Annotated in this window: 18 protein-coding genes; 7 read left to right on the forward strand and 11 right to left on the reverse strand. The window is 58.9% G+C overall.

Annotation, left to right across the window (positions count from 1 at the left end):
* Positions 1–334 precede the first annotated feature (334 nt).
* Positions 335–1,360 (forward strand): porin, encoded by a 1,026-nt coding sequence (locus AC2FID_RS10325; RefSeq protein ID WP_113791010.1) that lies wholly within the window; start codon positions 335–337, stop codon positions 1,358–1,360.
* A 61-nt stretch (positions 1,361–1,421) separates the two neighbouring features.
* On the opposite strand, the gene AC2FID_RS10330 is transcribed toward AC2FID_RS10325, so the two are convergent.
* The 5 genes from AC2FID_RS10330 to AC2FID_RS10350 are packed head-to-tail and all read right to left on the reverse strand — an operon-like array spanning position 1,422 to position 5,628.
* Positions 1,422–1,964, reverse strand: coding sequence for a DUF3833 family protein (locus tag AC2FID_RS10330; RefSeq protein ID WP_282152213.1), 543 nt, complete (start codon positions 1,962–1,964; stop codon positions 1,422–1,424).
* Positions 1,961–2,578 carry a DUF3833 domain-containing protein gene (locus AC2FID_RS10335; RefSeq protein ID WP_282119665.1) on the reverse strand — a complete coding sequence of 206 codons (618 nt, stop codon included), beginning with the start codon at positions 2,576–2,578 and terminating at the stop codon, positions 1,961–1,963. Before AC2FID_RS10335 ends, AC2FID_RS10330 begins: the two co-directional genes overlap by 4 nt.
* Entirely contained in the window at positions 2,575–3,798 is a 1,224-nt protein-coding gene (locus tag AC2FID_RS10340) for an MFS transporter (RefSeq protein WP_496836688.1), read from the reverse strand. The genes AC2FID_RS10335 and AC2FID_RS10340 overlap by 4 nt, the downstream gene beginning before the upstream one ends.
* Complete coding sequence (locus tag AC2FID_RS10345) at positions 3,798–4,343, reverse strand: hypothetical protein (RefSeq protein WP_496836690.1); 546 nt, start codon at positions 4,341–4,343, stop codon at positions 3,798–3,800. The genes AC2FID_RS10340 and AC2FID_RS10345 overlap by 1 nt, the downstream gene beginning before the upstream one ends.
* The gene (locus AC2FID_RS10350) at positions 4,297–5,628 is read right to left on the reverse strand and encodes an NAD(P)/FAD-dependent oxidoreductase (protein ID WP_496836691.1); all 1,332 of its coding nucleotides are present in this window, start codon (positions 5,626–5,628) and stop codon (positions 4,297–4,299) included. The genes AC2FID_RS10345 and AC2FID_RS10350 overlap by 47 nt, the downstream gene beginning before the upstream one ends.
* Positions 5,629–5,856: 228 nt before the next feature.
* Here AC2FID_RS10350 and AC2FID_RS10355 point away from each other — a divergent pair, with 228 nt between their 5' ends.
* Positions 5,857–6,582 carry an SDR family NAD(P)-dependent oxidoreductase gene (locus tag AC2FID_RS10355; RefSeq protein WP_109313690.1) on the forward strand — a complete coding sequence of 242 codons (726 nt, stop codon included), beginning with the start codon at positions 5,857–5,859 and terminating at the stop codon, positions 6,580–6,582.
* Positions 6,583–6,598: 16 nt separating this feature from the next.
* On the opposite strand, the gene AC2FID_RS10360 is transcribed toward AC2FID_RS10355, so the two are convergent.
* The gene (locus AC2FID_RS10360; protein ID WP_496836693.1) at positions 6,599–8,251 is read right to left on the reverse strand and encodes a DUF6504 family protein; all 1,653 of its coding nucleotides are present in this window, start codon (positions 8,249–8,251) and stop codon (positions 6,599–6,601) included.
* A gap of 61 nt (positions 8,252–8,312) precedes the next feature.
* Positions 8,313–8,597 carry an I78 family peptidase inhibitor gene (locus AC2FID_RS10365; protein WP_058272899.1) on the reverse strand — a complete coding sequence of 95 codons (285 nt, stop codon included), beginning with the start codon at positions 8,595–8,597 and terminating at the stop codon, positions 8,313–8,315.
* 130 nt (positions 8,598–8,727) lie between these two features.
* On the opposite strand from AC2FID_RS10365, the gene AC2FID_RS10370 reads away from it, so the two are divergent.
* A complete protein-coding gene (locus AC2FID_RS10370; RefSeq protein WP_058272862.1) occupies positions 8,728–9,840 on the forward strand; it encodes an S-(hydroxymethyl)glutathione dehydrogenase/class III alcohol dehydrogenase in 1,113 nt (370 codons plus the stop codon).
* A 77-nt stretch (positions 9,841–9,917) separates the two neighbouring features.
* Here AC2FID_RS10370 and AC2FID_RS10375 read toward each other — a convergent pair whose 3' ends face one another.
* The 3 genes from AC2FID_RS10375 to AC2FID_RS10385 form a co-directional block, all read right to left on the reverse strand.
* Complete coding sequence (locus tag AC2FID_RS10375) at positions 9,918–10,856, reverse strand: DMT family transporter (protein ID WP_496836695.1); 939 nt, start codon at positions 10,854–10,856, stop codon at positions 9,918–9,920.
* A gap of 148 nt (positions 10,857–11,004) precedes the next feature.
* Positions 11,005–11,418, reverse strand: coding sequence for a group III truncated hemoglobin (locus tag AC2FID_RS10380; protein ID WP_496836696.1), 414 nt, complete (start codon positions 11,416–11,418; stop codon positions 11,005–11,007).
* Positions 11,419–11,468: 50 nt separating this feature from the next.
* Positions 11,469–14,387, reverse strand: coding sequence for an error-prone DNA polymerase (locus AC2FID_RS10385; RefSeq protein ID WP_496836264.1), 2,919 nt, complete (start codon positions 14,385–14,387; stop codon positions 11,469–11,471).
* 109 nt (positions 14,388–14,496) lie between these two features.
* Here AC2FID_RS10385 and AC2FID_RS10390 point away from each other — a divergent pair, with 109 nt between their 5' ends.
* On the forward strand, positions 14,497–14,961 hold the full coding sequence (locus AC2FID_RS10390; RefSeq protein WP_496836698.1) for a DUF1203 domain-containing protein: 465 nt from the start codon (positions 14,497–14,499) through the stop codon (positions 14,959–14,961).
* Here the strand turns inward: AC2FID_RS10390 and AC2FID_RS10395 are convergent.
* Positions 14,958–15,950 (reverse strand): ABC transporter ATP-binding protein, encoded by a 993-nt coding sequence (locus AC2FID_RS10395; RefSeq protein WP_496705706.1) that lies wholly within the window; start codon positions 15,948–15,950, stop codon positions 14,958–14,960. The two genes, AC2FID_RS10390 and AC2FID_RS10395, sit on opposite strands and share 4 nt — an antisense overlap.
* A gap of 87 nt (positions 15,951–16,037) precedes the next feature.
* Here AC2FID_RS10395 and AC2FID_RS10400 point away from each other — a divergent pair, with 87 nt between their 5' ends.
* From AC2FID_RS10400 to polA, 3 genes are all read left to right on the forward strand, one after another.
* Positions 16,038–16,214 carry a zinc-finger domain-containing protein gene (locus AC2FID_RS10400; RefSeq protein ID WP_082649241.1) on the forward strand — a complete coding sequence of 59 codons (177 nt, stop codon included), beginning with the start codon at positions 16,038–16,040 and terminating at the stop codon, positions 16,212–16,214.
* 13 nt (positions 16,215–16,227) lie between these two features.
* Positions 16,228–16,890, forward strand: a complete 663-nt coding sequence (locus AC2FID_RS10405) for a YrbL family protein (RefSeq protein ID WP_496836700.1) — start codon at positions 16,228–16,230, stop codon at positions 16,888–16,890.
* A gap of 124 nt (positions 16,891–17,014) precedes the next feature.
* On the forward strand, positions 17,015–19,813 hold the full coding sequence (gene polA, locus AC2FID_RS10410) for a DNA polymerase I (protein ID WP_496836702.1): 2,799 nt from the start codon (positions 17,015–17,017) through the stop codon (positions 19,811–19,813).
* Positions 19,814–19,871 lie beyond the last annotated feature (58 nt).

Below are 19,871 nucleotides of genomic sequence, written 5' to 3' on the forward strand. Positions count from 1 at the left end.
GAGCGGGATTTTGCCCGAATCTGCCCATTTTCGGAAGGTGGGGTCAGACCCCGGGAAGTCTCAATTGCAAACATGTACGTTTTTTGGCATTTAAAGGGGCATCGTCGCATTTCTTTGATCAACTTTTTGTAACGAAACACTGCTGATCGCGAAACATACGTAAATACTCAGGAAATTGGGTTTCGTGCGGTATTCTGCATTTGCAAAGATGCAACAAATACCAACCTTGCCCAGAATGAAATGCAGCGAAACCATTGCGCGCGCTCGGAATTTGTCCGAGTAGGCCAGCAGTCGCCCTAGCGGCTGCACTCCTCTCAAAACTTGTGGGTTTACCATGAAAAATCTTCTCATTGCATCGACGGCTCTGATTGCAACTGCAAGCGTTGCAGCGGCCGACGTTAAATTCAGCGGCTACGGTCGTTTTGGTATTGGCTACCAAGAAGATCGCACCGGCACTGTTAACAACTTTACCACGGATGCAAACGGCGACATCGTCGCTGATGGCACCGCGAACGTCGACACCGACAACACCATCCTGGTCTCGCGTTTCCGCCTGAACATCGACGGCACCGCAGAAACCGATGGCGGCGTTGAGTTCCAGGCACGTGTGCGTCTGCAGGCTGATGACGATTCCGGCAACGGCGAACAGAACAGCGCGGGACTGAACGGCGCACGCTTCTCGGTCATCTACGGTGGTCTGCGTGTTGACGCTGGCAACGTTGCAGGTTCCTTTGACAACCTGGCAAACTACTTCGGTAACGAACCGGGCCTGGAAGAGTTTCTGGGTCAGTATTCGGGCGTGAACTACAGCTTCCTGGAGTACACCTCGACCGGTTCAGGCGCGAATGCTGTGTTCTTCCAGTACGCAGTTGGCGATTTCGCATTCGGCGCGTCATATGACCAGGCAACGATTGCTTTTGACGGTGTTGCGCAGGACGCAGACCGCTGGGACGTCAGTGCAACTTACACCTTCAACAACATCACCGCTGCACTGGCCTATGGTCAGACCAAGGCGAACGTGAACAGCGCGAGCGAAAAGCAGTCGCTGACCGTTCTGACCCTGGGTGCAGAATTCGGTGACTTCTCGGGTACTCTGTTTGTTGCGGACGATGACGTTGTTGATGATGCCGAGAACGGTACCGCATACGGTCTGTCGCTGGCATACAATCTCGGCGCCGCAACCACCCTGCAGTTTGCTTACGGTGACGGTTCGGCTGACAACGATACCCGCAATATCGGTATTGGCGCCATCTACGACCTGGGCGGCGGTGCATCGCTGCGTGGTGGTATCGGCGAAATCAAAACGGGTGACGAAGACGGGCGCATCCGCGCTGACTTCGGTGCTCAGTTCAACTTCTAAGTTGAGCTAAACTACAAAGTTTAAGGGCAGGTCTTCGAGCCTGCCCTTTTCTTTTGCTAGCTTATTTCTTCTCAAAGAACAGGATGACCTCGCCCAGCCGGACGCCATAACGCGAGACATAGGCTCGGTTCAGCAGACGGTCATCGTCCAGCAGCCACATCCAGTCGTCAAAGTTGACCCGCATGGTGCCCTCTTTGACCGGCAGGTCGATCTTGTATGTCCAATTGAATGTATCGCCGCGCTCGACCCCGGTGGCGGTTCCCAAAACGCCGGGCGCCGTGCCGGTCCAGGTGTCCTCGCCCGTCTTAGTCAACGTCCAGACACGCTGCTCGGTGGCGCCGTCATCATAGACGAAATCCTCAACCAGGGTCAGGATTTCACCATCCCACGTTCCGTCGATATCCACCGTAAAGCGGCGCGGAACGTTGCCCAGAACATCCTGAAACTGGCCATAGGCGACGGTCTTGCCCTCAAAAAACTCTTCAAGGTTCAACTGCCGATCAGACAGAAAGGTCTTGGGAACGCGCGGTTTAGCTGAACAGGCAGTCAGAACGGCCAGTCCGGCGACTGCCAGGCCCGCAACAAGGACCCGACGCGAGATCATTGCAGCGGCCTTTGTTCTGCGTCCGCATCATAGCCGTTTGAACTGGGGACATGTGCGGATTTAACCTCGGGCGCGGGGCGCATCGTGGCAATCAGCTCTGCGACCTTGATGCCGAACTTGCGCATCTCGGACCGGTTCATGATTACACCGTTTTCGGTCAGGTACATCCAGTCGGTGACGTCCAAAGTGTGCCCACCGGCATCCTCGGGAAGAATAATGCGGTAGGTAAGTTTGACAGTTGATCCCGAAATTGTTCCATGACCTTCACCGACGATGTCATCCGCCGTGGCGATGAACGTATTGCCGGTGCCCAGCGTCAGATACCATTTACGTGTCATCTGTTTGCCGTTGGAATAGGTGAAATGCTCGGACAACGTGCCGGTGTTGCCATCCCAGTTCCCAACCATACGGGCGACAAAGCTGTTCGACATCTTGCCGTTCGGCCCATAGATCAGCCCCTCGGACAGGATTTCTCCGTTCAGTACCTCTTTCATTTTGAATGCAGGCCCAGTGCCGGTGTAGTCGGCCGGTGTTTGCGACCGGAAGCTCAGGAACCGGTTCTTGGCAATAAACAAAGCGAGAGCGGCGAACAGTAAAACAACAAGCGTTTTCATTTGGCTGAGACCTCCGTGGGCAACGTCAGGACCATGCCAAACGCGCCAAGTTTCAGGATGCAGGGTAGTACCGCATAAGCCAGATTGAGTGTTTCCAGGGCTTGGGCGGAATTTGATTGGCCAGGTGAAAAGCCGCTGCGTTCCAGCAGGGGCAATGTAAAGAAGGCGGCAAGCGCGAGGCCCAGCTTGCCCGCAAAGGACCAGATGCCGAACGCGGCTGAGGCGTTCAGGCCGGCGCGGGTCAAAACGACCGAGAACATGGCCGGCAGGACCACCATATCGGCCCCAAGTGCCGCACCCGAGGCAAGGCAGATCAGAGCAAAGCCCAAAAGCTCACCCGCCGGCAACATCGCAGCACCTATGAAGCTGGCAATAGACAGCGGCATAGCAATGATTAGGGTCTGTTTTGGACCAATGCGATTGCTGAGCTTGGCCCAAAGCGGCACACTGGCGCCGGCGCTGAGGAAAAACAGGATCAACAAGGGACCCGCCTTGCCCGGCAATTGCAGCCTGTCTTCGACGAAGAACAGAAACAGGGTTGAGGTAATGGCGACCGGCAAGCTGTTGACCAGCGCCAGCGCCAATAGTCGCAATGCCCCGGCCTGACCCAGCCCTGCGAAAGACAGGCCCTCGCCAGTAATCGGCGTGCGCCGCCACATTGGAAATGTCAGCGCGATGGTTACGATCGACAGGACGCCCAGAAACAGCCCAAAGGCGGGGTATCCCTGTGCGCTCGCCCCTAAAGCGACGAACAGTGCAGGCGCGCTCGCGGCAATGACAACCCCCGCCAATTGTCCACCTTCACGGAAGGCTGCCAGTGTCATTAACTCTTTTGCGTCTGGTGTTTTGGCCAGGGTTGCGCTGCGCCCGTAAAGCAGGATGGTCCCGAGGCTGTAGGCCGAGAACAGCAGGATCAGGATCAGGATCAGCGATGTCACGCTTGCGCCCTGTGGCAAGGCAAAGAGCAGCGGAAAGCCGACCGCCAGCCCAACAGCGGCCATGGCGGCGAACAGCAATTGACCGCCCGGCCATCGGTCAATCGCCCAGCCTATCAGCGGGTCTTGCACAAGATCCACAAGCCGGATCAACAGCAGTACCGTTCCAATCACCCCAAGGCTAATCCCAAGGTTAACCGCAGCAAAACGCGGCAGGTGGATGTAGAGGGGAATACCCGCCGCTGCGAGCATCAGCGCATAGAGGCTGACCCGGGGATACAGCATCACTGTCCCTTCAATTGCCGCGTAAAGCTTGCGGATCTGGTATTGTCTCCCAGAAAGATCGACATGAATGTCTTTTTGACGCCTTGCCCGGACAGGGTGCAGGTTTTGCGCCCGTTCCGCCAGAAACCAACCTTGTTCGGCCCTTCCGAGATGGCCAGATAGCTGTCGCCTTTGCTGACAGCCTGAAAGCACTGCTCAAGCTGGGCTTGTGTCAGCCCGCTGTTTCCTTGCCGTGTCATCTCATCCAGCGTGGATTCGACGAGAGCCTTCTGCTTGAGGTTTTTGCGGTAGGTCAACTGCAACCCGAAATCGTCGCTCCAACTGAACGGGTCACCGACGGGCGTGAAGAGCTTTGCGTCATAGATGGGAAGGCCTAGATACCGGAAAGTCGCGGAACCGCGCAGTTCGGCATTCGGCAATTCGTTTGACACGGGTGACGCCGCCAGCCCGGCTGGGGCCAGCAAGGTCAGCGACAGCAGAGCGACGCACCAGACCGAGCTATTCGGCCGCGACAGGGATGACCGGGTCATTTTTGGCAACGCCATTGTCAGCTCCGATGGTTTGCGGGGTGCCATTCAACTGCGCGACAACATGCATCGCGCTGGCAATCCCGTCTTCGTGAAAACCATGCCGGTTATATGCACCGGCAAACCACGTTTTGTTCTGTCCCTGCATGTCGCGAATTTGCCCCTGGGCCTTCAGTGCGGCTTGATCGAAAACCGGATGGGCGAATTCGACTTCGTCATAGATTTTGTCTGCGGGAATATCCGCCGCAACATTGAGCGTTACAAACATCGGATCACTGTCCGGAATGTTCTGTAACCGGTTCATCCAGTAGGTGACGCCGACATTTCCGGCCTGTGAACGATAGGTCCAGCTGGACCAGCAGGCCCGCCTTTTGGGCATCTGACCGGGATCGCAATGCAAGACGGCCTTGTTGGGCTGGTACTTGATCGCGCTAAGGGCTGCTGTTTCCTCGGCTGTGGCGTTGCCGCCCAGAATGGCCAGCGACTGGTCGGAATGGGTGGCAAGGATGATCTCATCATAAAGGTCAGCCTGGCCTTCGCTGAGTACGGTCACGCCTAGTTCATCCCTCTGAACATGCTGCACGGGGGAGGCGACGCGGATTTCGCAACCGCGGGCGCGCAATGCAGCCTCGATCCGGCGGACATATTCAATGCTGCCACCTTTGACCGTCCACCACTGATGCTGCTTTGACCGATCACCGGCCAGCAAGGCATGGTTTTGGAAGAACTGCACCAGCGAACGTGCGGGAAAGCGGTCAATGAATTCGACGGGGGTAGACCAGATCGCCCCGCACATGGGCATCAGATAGTTGTGGCGGAACCAGTGGCCCAAACGTAGTTCGTCGATCAGTTCGCCAATCGTAGTGTCATTGTTCTTGGCAGCTTCCGGGGCTTCTTTGCCAAAGCGCAGAATGTCCGAAATCATCTTGTAATAGGCCGGACGCATCAGGTTGCGTTTTTGCGCTGTCAGGGTGCGCAGATTGTTCAATCCGTATTCAAGGCGACCATTGTCTATCGTAGCGCCAAAGCTCATCTCGCTTTTGGTGACCGGGACGTTCAGCTCGTCGAACAGTTTGGTCAGGTTGGGGTAGGTGGAATAGTTGAACACGATAAAACCGGTGTCGACCGGTTGATCACCGTTTTTGCCAGCCATGACCGTTCGGGCATGGCCGCCCAGTCTTGGCTCGGCCTCATAGACCGTTACATCATTGTCTTCGGATAGATAGTAAGCTGCGGATAGGCCTGATATTCCTGCACCTACAATTGCGATTTTCTTGCGTGCGCCCCTTGGTTCGTCGAACATGTGATCCCCTTAGTTCGGCAATTTAAATGGATTACGCATCAGATGCGTGTACGGATCAATCACGTTGGACTTTTTTTGAACGTGCGTTACATCGTGATGTCTTGCCCGGTTTTTTGAGCGTTAACGTGATCCAGCTTTGTTGCCGATCCGTAAAATCCTTAAATTGTCTGAATCAACACGAAACCAATGTCCGGGCCATATGTACCCGACAGTCCGGATGGCCCAAGCATGAGCAGTTTTGACGGAAAAACCTATTGGATCGTTGGCGCCAGTGAGGGGCTTGGCCGATCTTTGGCCCAGGCGCTAAGCCGACAGGGGGCAAAACTGATCCTCTCGGCGCGCAATGCGGCGCGATTGGCCGAGATTTGCAAAACCCTTCCGAACGCGCGGGCGGTGCCGTTTGATGTGACCGACCTGGCGGCTGTGCGCCGGGCCGTTGCAGATGTCGGCGTGGTGGATGGGCTGGTCTACAATGCCGGTGCCTACGAGCCTATGAAATCGGCCGATTGGGATACCGAAGCTGTTCTGTCCATGACAGACGTGAACTACCTTGGCGCGCTGCGTGTGTTGGGTGAGACGGTGCCAGGGTTTCTGCGGGCCGGACAGGGCGACATTACCCTGATCGGGTCTTTGTCTGGCTATCGCGGGCTTCCGGCTGCTGTCGGATACGCGGCCAGCAAGGCGGCGCTTGTCTCATTGGCTGAAACGATGCGATTTGATCTGGCAGGCACGGGGGTAACTGTTCGGATCGTCAATCCAGGTTTCATTAAGACCCGCCTGACCGAAAAGAACACGTTCAAGATGCCGATGTTGATGACGCCGGAGGACGCGGCGGACCGGGTGGTCAGGGCGATGTCGCGCCGCCGGTTCCGCACCGATTTCCCGGCACCGTTCTCTTGGGTGATCCGTTTGCTGGATTACCTGCCGGATTGGCTGATTTACCGCGGGAAATAGACTCTAATCAGAGGTTCTAACCAAACTGCCCCTGACAGAACCAGCCTGCCGACATCGTGCCGCCATGGCCGTAAAACAGCCACAGTCGCTCACCCTGTTCGGTGACCACCACCCAATAGTCACGCACGCCGCTGCGCCAGTTGGGGTCATCCAGCCACCATTCGGGTGCGATCCGTTCCGGGCCGGTGGCCTGGGCCAACTGCCAGTCGCGTCCGCGCCAGCGAAAGGCGGCTGGAATATCCGGGGCTTCAGCGGCCATCACCGGCTCGGGCTGCCACATCTGCAAGGGGCGCGGGCGCGGTGGGGCAGGCCAGTCGCGCGCGGGTTCAGACCATGCTGCCGCCAAAGTCTGTGCCGTTTTTTCGGGGATATGCGACGCGGCCGGATGGCGGCGTGTGATCACCTCCAGCCCGACCCGCGCGCCCAGTTTGCCGATCAGATCATCTACGGCTGTATTGCCCTCCAGCCGCGCGCGGGCCACACGGCGCGCCTCGGCGTGCCCGGCCACGGTGCGGGCATGGATGGGCTCGGTCTGGATCGCCTCAAGCCGCAGCATGTCGATGCCATAGCCTGCGTCTATTTTGTCAATTTTCATCTCTAACAAAGGGCGAATGCGGTGTTTGTCATAGGTTGGACGGGCCAGACCAACCTCGATGATCTCGGCCGCCTGATCGGCGCGATGCGCCTCAAGCCGTAGGTTGCGGACGCCACGCGCCTTCTCTTCCAGCTTCGCGCACAGCGTGGGCAGCACCCGGTCGATTGCGGCCATCACATCCTCGATCAACCCGATCGGGTTGGGCAGGGTCATCCGCACCGCAAAGTGATGGGGCGGACGCGCGGGGGATACCGGTTCGGGCGCGCTGCCCATCGCTTGGTCCAGTCTCATCACCAGCCCGCGCCCGAACCGTCGGGCGAGAGAAGCCCGGGGTTGGCCCAAAAGATCGCCGATCCGGCGTAGGCCCAGCCGGTTCAGTTGTGCCACAACCTGATCTTCCAGCCGCAGCGCCGCAATCGGCAGAGGGCTGAGCGCGCCATAAGATTGCCCTGGTGCTGCGATCCGCGCGCCACCGCCCAGAGCCATCACTTGCGGTGCGGCCCCGCCCTTGGTCCAGTGCCGCCGTTTCCCTGCGCGCGCGCGGGTGGCGCGTGCCTCTTGGCTGATGGCGTCGCCGTTGCGGTCAGACGTGGCCTCTTGCCCCGCATAACGCGCCAGCGCCCAGGCTGCGCCCAACGTGTCGGCGATACCCATCTGAACGCTCAGCCCCATATCGGCGCAATCGGTTTCAATGACGCTCAGCAGCGCCTCCTCCCCGCCGAACAGATGCGTGCAGCCCGACAGGTCGACGATCAGACCATCGGGGATCTCTTCAGCCACCCATGGGCTGAACTTGCCGGCCCAGCGGCGCAGCGCGGTCAGAAACGCGGCCTCGGCGGGGGCGTTGCGGTGTCGCGTGATCAGGGCCGCGCACATGGCATGGGCATCACGCACGGGCTGGCCCACACGCAGGCCTGCGGCCTGCGCTTCTGCGTTCAATGAGGTGATCACCTGCATGTTCGACTGTTCCGCAACCACCGCCAAAGGGCCAGCATGCAGCCCCCGCGCAGCACGGATCAGCCGTTCAGCCCCCAGACGGGGGAACCACAGTGAGAGTATTCGGCGTTTTGGCATTGGCAGACATCAAAATGTTCCCATTTTGTTCTTATCGTAGAATCATGCCTCGAGTCCACGCTTACCCGCAGGTCAGGCGTTGAATGATTCCGGCTCCGTTCACGAAAACATTCAGCCGGTCGATGCGATAATCCTGTGTGGCAATGTCATCAGGACCCAGAACACGCGACCGTTCGGGCAACTGGGCTTGGATGGTCGAAACCGGTTGGCCGATGGAATCGGCAAAATCGTCGCCCAGGCAAAAGGCCAGATCAACCGGCGCGTCCGTTGAGGCGGGTGTTTCCACGGGTGCAGTCGTCTCTGCACAGCCTGCCAGCAGGACCAGCGCGGGAATAAATCGGTGCATTGGCGTTTCTCCTTCTGACAATGTCGTTACTGCAATATCAAACATTTAGCCAACCTGCCACCAAAGCGCAGTTGAAAACACCCTGCAATTGACGCAGGGTCGGGGCAAATAAGACAGGGAGACAACGATCATGCGCACCCGTGCCGCCGTCGCCATTCAGGCGGGCAAACCTTTGGAAGTGATGGATGTGAACCTCGAAGGCCCCAAGGCGGGCGAGGTTCTGGTCGAAATCAAAGCCACCGGCCTTTGCCACACCGACGAATTCACCCGGTCGGGTGCTGACCCCGAAGGCCTGTTCCCGGCCATTCTGGGCCACGAGGGCGCGGGTGTGGTTGTCGACGTCGGTCCGGGCGTCACCAGCCTGAAACCGGGCGATCACGTGATCCCACTTTACACCCCTGAATGTCGTGAGTGCGAATACTGTTTGCACCCCAAGACCAACCTGTGTCAGGCGATCCGCGAAACCCAAGGCCGGGGCCTGATGCCCGACGGAACCTCGCGGTTTACGACTTTGGATGGTGACCCGATCCTGCACTACATGGGCTGCTCGACCTTTGCCAACCACACGGTTCTGCCCGAGATCGCGCTAGCCAAAGTGCGTGAGGACGCGCCTTTCGACAAGATTTGCTACATCGGCTGTGGGGTCACCACCGGCATCGGTGCGGTCATCAACACTGCCAAGGTTGAGATCGGGAGTCGCGCCATCGTGTTTGGTCTGGGTGGCATCGGCCTGAACGTCATTCAAGGCCTGCGTTTGGCCGGAGCGGACCAGATCGTTGGCGTCGACCTGAACCCGTCAAAAGTCGAGATGGCGACTAGGTTCGGCATGACCGATTTCGTCAACCCATCCGAAGTTGAAGGTGATCTGGTGCCCTATCTGGTGAACCTGACCAAAGGCGGCGCGGATTACACATTTGACGCCACCGGTAATGTCGGCGTGATGCGCACGGCTCTGGAAGCGGCGCACAAAGGCTGGGGTGAATCGATCATCATCGGCGTGGCACCTGCGGGGGCCGAAATCTCGACCCGCCCATTCCAGCTGGTCACTGGCCGCTCGTGGCGCGGCACCGCCTTTGGCGGCGCGCGGGGACGAACCGATGTGCCCAAGATCGTCGACTGGTACATGGACGGCAAGATCGAGATCGACCCGATGATCACCCACACCATGGGTCTGGACGATATCAATCACGGCTTCGACCTGATGCATAAAGGCGAAAGCATTCGGTCGGTGGTTGTTTACTAAGACTCTAAAACGAGACCATCCGCGTAATGCGGTTGAAAACGGCGCGCGGAATAGTGCGCCGTTTTTTAGTTTGACGTTTACTCCCCTGGCCGTGACGCCCCGGTATCCGACCGAGGTGACCGCACCCGCAGGACGGGCGTGTTGGCTGAGGTCGTGTTGGTTCTGCTTTCGCGCCACACCACGTAGACGCCGGATGCGATAATGACGCTTGCACCGACTGCAACCCAGACGTCCGGGCGTTCGCCAAAGAAAGCCATGCCGAAAATCGTGGCCCAGATGATCTGGCTATATTGACTGGGGGCAATAACCCCGGCGGGCGCGGCCCGATAGGCCAGAATGATCAGATGCTGGGCGATGACCGAGAAAACGCCTACCAATGCCATCATCGCAAGATGCAGCAGGGATGGTGGTTGATAGACGGCAGGCTGTGCAAGGCTCATCACCGCGATGGCCAACAACATGGGGTACAGGATCAGCACCGCCGATCGTTCCTCATTCCCGATCTTGCGCACCAACACAGATGCGAAGGCGCTGCAAAAGGCGGCTGTCAGGGCGGCCAGATGGCCCAGCGTGATATCTGTTGCGCCGGGGCGTAAGACAATCAGCACGCCGATCAGACCAACACCGACTGCGGCCCAGCGCTGGGCGCGGACCACCTCGCCAAGGATGGGGATCGACAGGACCGTCACGATCAGTGGAAAGGAGAACAGCAGCGAATAGACCTCGGCCAGCGGCAATACGGAAAAGGAGTAAAACGCGCAGGACATTGCGGTGACCATCAGGCCAGATCGCAGCAACACCAGCCATGGGTGATGGGGCAGGAAGTTCCCGGTTGTCCGGTCGGTCAGAATCGTGACGGCCATGGGCACAAAGGAAAACAGCGTGGCAAAAAAGATGATCTGCATCACCGAGTAGACGCCGCCGAGCGCCTTGATCAGCGCGTCATGGCTGGCAAAGACCGCAAAGCCCAAAAACGCATAGCCAAGTCCCCGAAGGGTGGAGTTCTGAGTGCTCATCTTTGTGGCCTCGGGTGATGTTTCGGTGTTGTGACTGTGCCATCACACCGCGTATGTTGCGGGTGGCTGGCCTTTGAGTAAACCCATTTTGGTGGCGCGCATAGCCCTTAATTTACCGCTAACATTGCATGGCCGCTATGACGCGGGATCACCGCAGGATCGGGGGTGCATCCTTGGGTTGACGTGCGGATTGAACACCGGCCTTCATTCCCACACCAATGCGGCGCGCCAGCGCGACCCACGGTGTTGCGGTTTCAGGGGGCAGCGTCTGCGTCGCGACCTCTTCGAACAGATCCAGCCAATGGGCGAAGAACTCGGGCTTTACGTCGGGACGTTCGATATGGACTCGTTGCGGGTTGCCGTCATAACTGCGCTCGAACAAAATCGCGTTGCGCCAGAACGCGGCGATCTTCTCCTCATGTGCGTGCCAATCGTGGACATGTTTGTTGAAGACGGGCCCCAGAACCGCGTCCTCGCGCACTCGGGCGTAAAATGCGTGGACCTGTGCGCTGATCTGGTTCGGCGTTGCAGGAAAGCGTGGGGGCAGGGTGGGTCTGGTCATTAGGATGGTCCGATTTCGACTCTGTTCAGGGGCGATATCCCGTTCTGGGGTCATGTGACAGGGGTGGTTTTGTCGCGCGGGTCCGGTGTCAGAATATGCCGCAGCAGGGCGACGGGATGCGCCCGTAGGCTGAGGCGGGTGGCGACGTAGTCCTCGACCACCTGCTCGCCCAAGGTCATTTTCGGCAGGTAGGCCTCGGGTTCATCCAGCGCCTCCCCCTCCAGATCTTGTGAGAACAGCGGCAGGGGTTTGGCTGTGGCGATCGCTTTGGCCTGCCACAATGCCTCGCGCCGTGTCAGGTCGCAGGCGGCGAAGGCATCCGCCTCGGCCAGCCGTTCGATCACCGATGGTCCCAAACCGGCACGGCGCCAGACATCGTCGACCTGATGATAGCCATTGCCGCGCGCGGCTGTCAGCCAGCTGGCATCTTCCTCGCTGAGGCCCTTGATTTGGCGGAAGCCCAGTCGCAGCGCCAGCCCGCCCTGACCGTCAGGTTCCATCACATTGTCCCAAAAGCTGGCATTGATGCAGACCGGGCGCACTTGAACCTCATGCTCGCGCGCATCACGGACGATCTGGGCGGGGGCATAGAACCCCATTGGCTGCGAATTCAGCAGGGCGCAGGCAAATATCCCCGGATGGTGGCATTTGATCCAGGCCGAGGCATAGACCAGCAGCGCAAAGCTGGCCGCGTGGCTTTCTGGGAAACCGTAAGAGCCGAAGCCTTCGATCTGGGAAAAACAGCGTTCGGCGAAGTCCTGTTCATACCCGTTGCGTTTCATCCCGCGCAAGAAAAGCGCGCGGAATTCGCTGACATTGCCGTGCTTCTTGAAGGTTGCCAGAGACCGGCGTAGCCGGTCGGCCTGTTCCGGGGTAAAGCCTGCGCCGACAATGGCAATCTGCATCGCCTGTTCCTGAAACAGCGGCACGCCCAGCGTTTTGCCCAGCACCTCGCCCAACTCGTCCGAGGGGAAGCTGACTTCCTCCTCTCCGTTCCGGCGGCGGATATAGGGGTGGACCATGTCGCCCTGAATGGGGCCGGGGCGGATGATGGCGACCTCAATCACCAGATCATAGAAATTGCGGGGCCGCATCCGGGGCAGAAAGTTCATCTGTGCTCGTGATTCCACCTGAAACACGCCAATCGAGTCCGCCTTGCACAGCATGTCGTAGACGACAGGGTCCTCGGGCGGCAGGGTCGCCAGCGTATAGCTGGTCTGATGGTGCTGACCGATCAGGTCAAAGGCCTTGCGAATGCAGGTCAGCATCCCGAGGCTGAGGACATCGACCTTGAGGATGCCCAGCGTGTCGATATCGTCCTTGTCCCAGCAGATGACCGTGCGGTCCTCCATCGTGGCGTTCTCGATAGGAACAAGCTCGTCCAGACGCCCCTCGGTGATGATGAAGCCGCCGACATGCTGAGACAGGTGACGGGGGAACCCGTCGATCTCATATACCAGCATTAGAGTCTGTTTTAGACGGCGATCTTCGGGGTCGAGGCCAATCTCGCGCATCCGTTCCGCCTCAAGCCCCGCAGCGGAGAAGAAGCCCCAAAGCTGAGATGAGAGCGCTGAGATCGTATCTTCGGTCAGGCCCATCGCGCGGCCAACCTCGCGGATGGCGCGTTTGCCGCGATAATGCACGACCGTTGCGCAAAGGCCGGCGCGATGGCGGCCATAGCGGTCATAGATGTGCTGGATCACCTCTTCGCGGCGCTCATGTTCGAAATCGACGTCGATATCGGGGGGCTCATCCCGCGCCTCGGAGACAAAGCGTTCGAAGACCATCGTGCCCATCTCAGGGCTGACCTCGGTGATGCCGAGGCAGAAGCAGACCACCGAATTGGCCGCCGAGCCGCGTCCCTGGCAGAGGATGTCGCGCGAGCGGGCGAAATGAACGATATCGCGGACTGTCAGAAAGTAGGGTTCGTATTTCAGCTTGCCGATCAGGGCGAGCTCATGCGCCAGCATCTTTTTCGCCTTCTCGGACGCGCCTGCCGGATAGCGCCATTGCAACCCTTCATGCGCCAGACGATGCAGGCGTTGGGTCGGGGTTTCCTGCTCGCTGCCCTCGCTGGGGTACTCATAACGCAGCTCGTCCAGCGAGAATGTGAGCTGTTCGCTGAGTTCATGCGCGCGGGCAACGGCCCCCTCATAACCTTTGAAGATGCGCAGCATCTCGGCCTCGGACCGCAGGCGTTGTTCGCCATTGGCCAGCGCCTCGCGGCCCAACTCATCGACCTTGCGGCGCAGGCGGATGGCGGTCAGCACATCCCCCAGCTTGCGGCGGCCCCCGTGATGCATCATCGGCGTGGCACTGGCGAGGGTGGGGATGTCGAGTTGCTTTGATTCAGTCTCTAATAAAAAGAAAAACGCGCTATCTGCGCCATCATACCGGGGGTGCATCAACAGATGCATCCGCCCGGCAAAGCGGCGCGTCAGCTGTTGCGCTTGTGTCCGCCATGCGTCCGCGCCGCCCGGAGACCGGGCCGTTTGCGGCCACAGCAGCAAGTGGAGGCCGTCGGAAAACTCCAGCAGGTCGGACAAGTGCAGGATGCAGTCGCCTTTTTCGGCGCGCAGGCGGCCTTTGGACAGGATACGGCATAGGTTGGCCCAGCCCTGCCGGTTCAGGGGCAGGGCGGTAACCGTGGGTGCGTCGGTAAAGATCAGTCGTGCCGCCGGTATCAGACGGGGCACCGCGTGGATCGGGTACGAGGGCGGTTTGGGGATGTGATCGGGGCAGGGTGGGCCTATGGAGGTGTTCTGCGCCTCCCACTCCAGCCGTTCGCGCACCTTGCGGGTGATCTCACGCGCCTGCGTATGGGCGCGGACGATCCCGGCGACCGAGTTGTCATCAGCGATGGCGATGGCGGGCAGGCCCAGGGTGACGGCACGCTCCATATACTCCTCGGGGTGGGACGCCCCGGTGAGGAAGGTGAAATTCGACGTGATCGACAGCTCGGCATACATGACGATTCCATATTATATTCACGTTTTGTTCTTTTTCGAGTCCTTTGCGCAGGAAACGGGTCGATTGGGTTTGGTCCGATGGGCAATGTCGGGAAAAAGGAGACCTGAAATGTTCAAAATCACCGCATTGCCCACCGAGGACGTACGCGCCCTTCAGGCCGGTCACCCGGATTCCTATGGCGCAACGCCAGAACGGACCGTTTCAACGGGTGCCGGTAACCCGTGTCGCCATTGTTTGCAGAACATTCCCGAGGACGAAGAAATGCTGATCTTGGCCCATAGGCCCTTTTTAGAGACACATCCATATGCGGAAACCGGGCCAATCTTTCTGTGTGCTGCACCCTGTGAGCGATACGAGGGGCAAGACCTGCCCGAGATCCTGACCTCGTCGCCCGACTACCTAATTAAGGGCTATGGCACAGATGACCGCATCGTCTATGGCACCGGGGCGATCACGCCCACGGATCAGATCGGTGCAAAAGTCAGAGATATCTTTGCCCGACCAGATGTGGACTACATCCACGTCCGATCTGCGCGAAACAACTGCTATCAGGCCCGAATCGACCGAGACTAAAGCTTGACCCTGTGCATCCCCCGGCGCGGCTGATCCGGATCAGCCGCCGGGGCGTCCTCGGAGCGGCTGGACGTCAAGGCGAGGAACACATCCTCTAGATCAGCCTCTTCAGTGCGGACGTCGCGAATGCGGATATTGGCTGCGCGGACGGATTCCAGAACTTGCTCGGCGTTGGTTTGGGCGCTGCGATATTGCAGAACAAGGTTACCATCGTCGCGCAAGGCGGCTTCGACCCCTTCGGTTGCGGGCAGATCGACGACTGGGCTGTCAGGAACGATGACCATGGTGCGGCTATCCATTCGGCCCAGCAGGTTGGCGGTGCTGTCCTGAGCGATTTTTTCACCGTGGTTGATGATGGCAATCTCGTCACACATTTCCTGCGCTTCTTCCAGGTAATGGGTGGTCAGGATGATGGTCATGCCCTGTTCGTTCAGCTTGCGCACATTTGTCCAGAGCATCTGGCGCAGTTCGATATCCACACCTGCCGTCGGTTCATCCAGCACCAGGATCTTGGGGTGATGCACCAGCGCCTTGGCCAGCAGCAACCGCCGCCGCATGCCACCCGACAGCGTGCGGGCATAGGCTTCGGCCTTGTCGCTGAGACCGACCAGTTCAAGGATCTCATCGCTGCGGCGTTGGGCCTTGGGTACGCCGTACAAACCGGCCTGCACCTCCAACGCGCCGCGGGGGGTGAAAAACGGGTCAAGGTTCAGCTCTTGGGGCATCACGCCAATCGCGGCGCGGGACTGGCGCGGGTTGCGGTCCTGATCGTACCCCCAAATCGACACTGTACCCGCAGATTTCACCACCAGACCGGCCAGAATGTTGATCAGGGTCGATTTACCGGCCCCGTTCGGACCCAGCAGGCCAAACACCGACCCCCGTGGAATGCTCAGGTCTATGCCCTTCAGTGCCTGTTTCTCGGGCTGGCCCTTGCCACCCCGATAGGTCTTGCGCAGTCCATCGATCCTGATTGCCGCATCGGTCATGAGACCCTTGCCCCCGGTTTGCTCATCGCTCATAAACGCACCTAATGCATGCCCGCGAGGCCGACAACCAATGAAGGATCGCCAGCCGTGACACTTGATGCACCGGAAACCAAGATCGTCGAAACCGCACGTGTTGCCTGTGACGGCGGCGAAGGCGCATTGGGCCACCCGCGCGTTTGGTTGCAGATCCCCGAAGATACGGGCTGGGTCGAGTGCCCGTATTGCGATTGTAAATACGTACTGTCGGAGCACAACGCGCAATAAATTCGGGGGCCGGATGCTTTTTGCAGTGCAGCTTTTGCGGGTGTCCGATCAGGACCCGATTGCCAGTGGCGGACATCGAGACGTGTATGCCTGCCCAGGGCAGTCCCACTTATTGGTAAAGGTGACGCGCCCGCGTAAACGGCCCAACCGATCCTTTGCAAAACGGTTGATCCGACGGCTCTTGCCCGATTCTGTCTTTCGCAATGCGCTGAAGGAAATCGAGGGTGAGATGAAGGCGGCGTTAAAAAGCGGCACCGACATCGAGCACCTGCCTTTGGCGCGATGTTTTGGCATAGCGCAAACCGACATTGGCCCGGCGATCATTGTGGAACGGATCGAATCCGATGACGGACAGCTCGCACATCCCCTAGCCAAGCTGTGCGAGGATGGAGCGCTGAGCGAAGATGTTCTGAATGAATTGAACAGCTTTGCCAAAAAACTGTTTAAGCTTCAAATTGTTGCCCGCGATATTCACGAGACCAACATTGTCTACGGGCTGCGCAATCAAAGCCGGATGTTTTTGCTGATCGATGGTTACGGAGAGCGCAATCTAATTCCCTTGCGCACGTTGAGCCGCAGATTGAACGACCGGTCGCTGCACAAGCAGATGAACGGCATCGCCGAGCGTGTGGGACTGATCTGGGACAGAACCGGGCAGGAATTCCGTGTCGCGTGATTGACGGCCTGCGTTGACGTTCCGGCACAGTTTTCCGGCCTCTTGTGTGGATTGACCACCTTCTTTGCTGGCCACCCGCGCGGGCCTGTGGCAGAACCGTTTCCAACCAGAACGGAGCGCGCGCATGAGCAATTTCGGAAAAGGGTGTCACCTGCATCTGATTGACGGATCGGCCTTTATTTTCAGGGCCTACCACGCGCTGCCGCCGCTTACACGAAAATCGGACGGACTGCCGATTGGCGCAGTTTCTGGCTTTTGCAACATGTTGCAGAAATATGTTGAAGGGAACGCTGGCCCGGACGCACCGACCCATGTGGCGGTGATCTTCGACAAAGGCTCGCACACGTTCCGCAACGATATGTATGACCTCTACAAGGCCAACCGTGAAGCGATGCCCGAGGACCTGCGCCCGCAGATGCCCCTGACACGCGAAGCAACGAAAGCCTTCAACATCGCTTGCAAAGAGTTGGAGGGGTACGAGGCCGACGACATCATCGCGACCCTTGCTGTGCAGGCGCGTGAGGCGGGCGGGCGTGTGACAATCGTAAGCTCGGACAAGGACCTGATGCAGCTGGTTGGCGGCGGTGTCGAAATGCTGGATGCGATGAAGAACAAGCGCATCGACCGCGATGGCGTGATTGAGAAATTCGGCGTTGGCCCTGAACGCGTGGTTGATGTGCAGGCACTGGCGGGCGACAGCGTCGATAACGTTCCCGGGGCTCCAGGCATTGGGGTCAAAACGGCCGCCCTGCTGATCAACGAATATGGTGATCTGGAAACGTTGCTGGACCGGGCCGAAGAAATTAAGCAGCCAAAGCGCCGCCAGACCCTGATCGAAAAGCGCGACCAGATCGAGCTGTCGAAGAAACTGGTGCAACTGGACGAGAACACACCGCTGGATTTCACGCTGGACGATCTTGAGGTGAAAGATCCCGAACCTGACACCTTGCTGGGTTTTCTGGCAGATATGGAGTTTCGCACGCTCACCAAACGGATAGCGGATAAGTTGGGTGCCGAAGCGCCAGCGATTGCCGATGCGCCGGCGCCGGCTGCTGAGGTGGTCGAAGCTGAAGCTATCCCCTTTGATGCGTCGAAATACGAATGTGTGCGGGATGCCGGTGCGCTGCAAAAATGGATCGACCAGGCGTATGAGCGCGGCTGGATCGCCATGGATACGGAAACCACCGGCCTGAATGAAATGATCGCTGATCTTGTCGGCATCTCTCTGTCAGTTGAACCGGGCGAGGCGTGTTACATCCCGCTGATCCACCGCGAAAGCGCCAGCGACGATCTGTTCGGTTCAGACGCGCTGGCCGAGGGGCAAATGCCCATAAATGAGGTTCTGAAGCTGCTGAAGCCGATGCTCGAGGATCCGTCGATCCTGAAGATCGGGCAGAACATGAAATACGACGCCAAGATTTTCGTCCGCTATGGTGTGAATGTGGCGCCAATCGATGACACGATGCTGATGTCCTACGCGATGCATGGGGGTGAGCATGGGCATGGTATGGATACCTTGTCCGAACGCTATCTGAATCACACTCCAATCCCGATCAAACCGCTGCTGGGTTCGGGTAAATCGGCGATCACTTTCGACAAGGTGCCGATTGATGAGGCGACCGCCTATGCGGCCGAAGATGCCGATATTACTCTGCGCCTATGGAAGCTGTTCAAACCGCAACTGCATCAGGTGCAGGTGACAACCGTCTATGAAACGCTCGAACGCCCGCTGGTGCCGGTTCTGGCCGAGATGGAGATGCACGGTATCAAGGTTGACCGCGATGTGCTGAGCCGGATGTCCAATGCTTTTGCTCAGAAAATGGCCGGATTAGAGGCTGAAATTCACGAGTTGGCGGGCGAGAATTTCAACGTCGGTTCCCCCGCTCAACTGGGCGAGATCCTGTTTGACAAGATGGGTCTGGAAGGCGGCAAAAAGGGGAAGACCGGGAAATATTCGACCGGGGCTGACATTCTCGAAGACCTCGCGACCGAGCATGAATTGCCTCGGCGGGTGCTGGATTGGCGGCAGTTGTCCAAGCTGAAATCGACCTACACGGACGCGCTGCAGACCCATATCAACCCCGATACGGGTAGGGTGCATACGTCTTATTCGATCACTGGGGCGAACACGGGCCGTCTGGCCTCGACCGATCCGAACCTGCAAAACATCCCAGTGCGCACCGAGGAAGGTCGCCGTATTCGCGAGGCGTTCATTGCCGAACCGGGCAATGTGCTGGTCAGCCTCGACTACAGCCAGATCGAGCTGCGAATTCTGGCCCATATCGCTGATATTTCGGCTCTGAAACAGGCGTTTTCCGACGGGCTGGACATTCACGCCATGACCGCGTCCGAGATGTTCGATGTGCCGCTGGACGAGATGACGCCGGATATCCGCCGTCAGGCCAAGGCGATCAACTTTGGTGTAATCTACGGCATTTCAGGCTTTGGGTTGGCGCGCAATCTGCGCATCCCGCGGGCTGAGGCGCAGGGGTTCATCGACCGTTATTTCGAACGCTTCCCGGGTATTCGCAAGTATATGGACGACACTGTCGCCTTTGCCAAAGAGCATGGCTATGTGCAGACTTTGTTCGGGCGTAAAATCCATACACCTGAGATTAACGCCAAAGGTCCGCATGCCGGTTTCTCGCGCCGGGCGGCGATCAACGCGCCAATTCAAGGAACGGCGGCGGATGTGATCCGGCGCGCGATGGTGCGGATGCCGGACGCGATCAATGGTCTGCCCGCCAAGATGCTGCTGCAGGTGCATGACGAATTGCTGTTCGAAGTCGCCGAGGATGCGGTGGACCCTTTGATCGATGTCGCACGCGACGTGATGGAAGGCGCATCTGATCCAGCTGTGAAGCTGGATGTGAAGCTGAGCGTGGATGCCGGGCAAGGCGCCAACTGGGCTGAGGCGCACTAGAAATTCATCAAGCGGGCGGCGCTGCTCATCAGGCCCGGCAGGCCCTCTTCGCAGCGGG

It is taken from the genome of Ruegeria sp. CDSC068 (assembly GCF_059610545.1).

Excerpts from the sequence above, each read along its gene's own strand:
- AC2FID_RS10380 (WP_496836696.1), bottom strand. The coding sequence starts at position 11,418 with ATGACCAGACCCACCCTGCCCCCACGCTTTCCTGCAACGCCGAACCAG.
- AC2FID_RS10340 (WP_496836688.1), bottom strand. The coding sequence starts at position 3,798 with ATGCTGTATCCCCGGGTCAGCCTCTATGCGCTGATGCTCGCAGCGGCG.
- AC2FID_RS10330 (WP_282152213.1), bottom strand. The coding sequence starts at position 1,964 with ATGATCTCGCGTCGGGTCCTTGTTGCGGGCCTGGCAGTCGCCGGACTG.
- AC2FID_RS10370 (WP_058272862.1), top strand. The coding sequence starts at position 8,728 with ATGCGCACCCGTGCCGCCGTCGCCATTCAGGCGGGCAAACCTTTGGAA.
- AC2FID_RS10395 (WP_496705706.1), bottom strand. The coding sequence starts at position 15,950 with ATGACCGATGCGGCAATCAGGATCGATGGACTGCGCAAGACCTATCGG.
- AC2FID_RS10405 (WP_496836700.1), top strand. The coding sequence starts at position 16,228 with ATGCTTTTTGCAGTGCAGCTTTTGCGGGTGTCCGATCAGGACCCGATT.
- AC2FID_RS10325 (WP_113791010.1), top strand. The coding sequence starts at position 335 with ATGAAAAATCTTCTCATTGCATCGACGGCTCTGATTGCAACTGCAAGC.
- AC2FID_RS10350 (WP_496836691.1), bottom strand. The coding sequence starts at position 5,628 with ATGTTCGACGAACCAAGGGGCGCACGCAAGAAAATCGCAATTGTAGGT.
- AC2FID_RS10385 (WP_496836264.1), bottom strand. The coding sequence starts at position 14,387 with ATGTATGCCGAGCTGTCGATCACGTCGAATTTCACCTTCCTCACCGGG.
- AC2FID_RS10335 (WP_282119665.1), bottom strand. The coding sequence starts at position 2,578 with ATGAAAACGCTTGTTGTTTTACTGTTCGCCGCTCTCGCTTTGTTTATT.
- AC2FID_RS10365 (WP_058272899.1), bottom strand. The coding sequence starts at position 8,597 with ATGCACCGATTTATTCCCGCGCTGGTCCTGCTGGCAGGCTGTGCAGAG.
- AC2FID_RS10375 (WP_496836695.1), bottom strand. The coding sequence starts at position 10,856 with ATGAGCACTCAGAACTCCACCCTTCGGGGACTTGGCTATGCGTTTTTG.
- polA (WP_496836702.1), top strand. The coding sequence starts at position 17,015 with ATGAGCAATTTCGGAAAAGGGTGTCACCTGCATCTGATTGACGGATCG.
- AC2FID_RS10360 (WP_496836693.1), bottom strand. The coding sequence starts at position 8,251 with ATGCCAAAACGCCGAATACTCTCACTGTGGTTCCCCCGTCTGGGGGCT.
- AC2FID_RS10345 (WP_496836690.1), bottom strand. The coding sequence starts at position 4,343 with ATGGCGTTGCCAAAAATGACCCGGTCATCCCTGTCGCGGCCGAATAGC.
- AC2FID_RS10355 (WP_109313690.1), top strand. The coding sequence starts at position 5,857 with ATGAGCAGTTTTGACGGAAAAACCTATTGGATCGTTGGCGCCAGTGAG.
- AC2FID_RS10390 (WP_496836698.1), top strand. The coding sequence starts at position 14,497 with ATGTTCAAAATCACCGCATTGCCCACCGAGGACGTACGCGCCCTTCAG.